Here is a 2264-nt window from a genome sequence, read left to right on the forward strand (position 1 = left end):
CCAGGCGTCCACGGCCGGCTTGGTGACCGCGCCGAGAGCGAAGGTGCAAATGGTGATGCCCAGTTGAGCGCCGGCCAGCATGACGGTCAGCTCGTTCACGTTGCGCAGCGCGGCGCGCGCCGAGCGGCTGGTGGCCGCTTCGGCCTCGAGCCGGTGGGGCCGGGCACCGAGTAGGGAGAACTCGATGATGACGAACAGGGCACTGAGCACGATCAGCGCCACGGTGGCCACAATAACGATCACGGGGTCGCTCATCGGTTTTCCTCCCCAGTCTTGTGGTTCAGTCCGGCCCGCTGAGGGGGTTGTTGGTCGGTGTCGTTGGTGGTCTGGAGAAGGCGGACGACCAGTTCGCAGGGAACATGCCGGGCCACCTCGATGACCTCGATGTGCAGATGGCGGTGGACTGGTTCGTCCAGGGCCACCTCGCGCGGGTCACCGGGCAATGCGATGACCACCGTCTGTCCGGCCTCGGGTAGCTCGCCGAGCTCGGAGATGACCAGGCCGGACACGGTCTCGACATCGCCGTCCGGCAACGGATGGCCGACGGTGCGTTCCAGCTCGTCGACGTGGACGTTACCGGCCACCCGCCAGACATCGTCCTGTTCCACCGCGATCTCGGGGACCGGGACGCCGTCGTGTTCGTCGGTGAGCTCACCGACCAGTTCCTCGGCCATGTCCTCGACCGTGAGGACCCCGGCGAAGCCGCCGTACTCGTCGATCACGCAGGCCAACTGACTACGGGTGCGGGTGAACTCCACCAAGGCGTCGGGCAGGGGCATCAGGGTGGGAACGAGCAGCGGGTCACGCATGATGGTTTCCACCGGTGCGCTGTCGTGGATGGGCCGGACCAGTACATCGGTCAGGTGCACCACACCGACCGGTTGCAGGTCGGGGGAGATCACCGGGTATCGGGTGTGTTCCCGGGCCATCAAGGCGCGCACCTCACCGATCGTGGTGTCCGGACTGACGGTGTCGACCAGGGACCGGGGGATCATGGCGTGCTCGACGTCCTGATCCGGGAAGTCGAGGACCCGGTCGATGAGCACGGAAAGCTCCTCGGGCAGGTCCCCGCTGTTCCGGGAATCGGCCACCATCCGGTCCAGGTCCTGGGCGGTCGCCGTGGAATCCACGTCATGCACCGGTTCGATCCGCAGCAACCGCAGCAGTGCGTTCGCGGACTTGTCGAAGACCACGATTATCCAGCCGAACACGGCCAGATAGATGCTAGTGGAGCGGGCCAGGCCCCTGGCCAGGGGTTCCGGAGCCGCGATGGCCAGGTTCTTCGGATACAGCTCGCCGAAGATCATCTGCACCACCGTGGCCACCACCAGTGCCAGCACCGTGCCCACCGAGATACTCACGGCCGGCGGGATCCCGGCCCCACCCAGCAACACGCCCAGAGCCTGGCCGACCATCGGCTCGGCCACATAGCCGACCAACAGGCCGGTGACCGTGATGCCCAGCTGGGCACCGGAGAGCATGAACGAGGTCCGGCGGGTGATCTTCAGCGCCCTCTCGGCGGCCGCGTCACCGGCCTTGGCCTGGGCCTGCAAGCGGACCCGGTCCACCGACATATAGGCGAACTCCTGGGCCACGAAATACCCGTTGGCGGCGATGATCAGACCGATCACCACCAGGCCCAGCAATAACAAGAGCACGGCTTCGATCATCGCCGCCTCCCGTTCAGACCGGGAAGGCCGGGGTCAACGCCGCACGCGGCGGACCAGGGAGAGGAAAGGAAAGCGGAACAACAACTGTCTCCCGGGTCGTCGTCAGACGACCCGGAGCTATGTTGGGAACGACTCATGCGCGGATTCACGTACTCCGTGGATCGGGGTCAAGGGGAATGGAAACATCCTAGCGGCTGTCTAGCGGTTGCCCGCCATGACAGTTCCCCTTGCCCGGTCAAGCTCCCGGGAAATTCGGTGGTGTCGGCAGCGCGCGGACAGGCCACCTCCCGCCGGCCGAGGCCTGGCCGTCCTGCAACAGTCCCATAACACCCTTCCCGGCAGGACTCAGACCTGCAGGTTCCCCACTACCGTCAATGGCATGGAGAACCTGGTTGTTGCCGGCGTTGACGGCTCTCCTGAAAGCCGCAGGGCCGCCCAGTGGGCGCTAGCCGAGGCCTCCGCCCGGCGCTGGCCGATACTGTTTGCCACCGTTCGCCCTCCACCCCATGTGGCCGACCCGCGAGTAGAGGTGGCCTACCACCATTCGGCTTGAACCCTCGGCCGCACACTTCCGAGTGTCCCGCATGCCGATCC

At 66.3% G+C, this 2264-nt stretch carries 3 protein-coding genes; 1 reads left to right on the forward strand and 2 read right to left on the reverse strand.

What is annotated here, in order from left to right; all coding sequences use genetic code 11:
- On the reverse strand, positions 1 to 255 hold a 255-nt coding region (locus tag AB0333_RS16895), incomplete at its 3' end, for a CNNM domain-containing protein (protein ID WP_366219833.1).
- Positions 252 to 1670 (reverse strand): hemolysin family protein, encoded by a 1419-nt coding sequence (locus tag AB0333_RS16900; protein WP_366219834.1) that lies wholly within the window; start codon positions 1668 to 1670, stop codon positions 252 to 254. The genes AB0333_RS16900 and AB0333_RS16895, both read right to left, overlap by 4 nt.
- Before the next feature lie 379 nt (positions 1671 to 2049).
- Between AB0333_RS16900 and AB0333_RS16905 the strand changes: the two genes are divergently transcribed.
- Complete coding sequence (locus tag AB0333_RS16905; protein ID WP_366219835.1) at positions 2050 to 2223, forward strand: universal stress protein; 174 nt, start codon at positions 2050 to 2052, stop codon at positions 2221 to 2223.
- Positions 2224 to 2264: the final 41 nt, after the last annotated feature.

The organism is Citricoccus sp. NPDC079358, from assembly GCF_040702545.1.
Taxonomy (GTDB): Bacteria; Actinomycetota; Actinomycetes; order Actinomycetales; family Micrococcaceae; genus Citricoccus.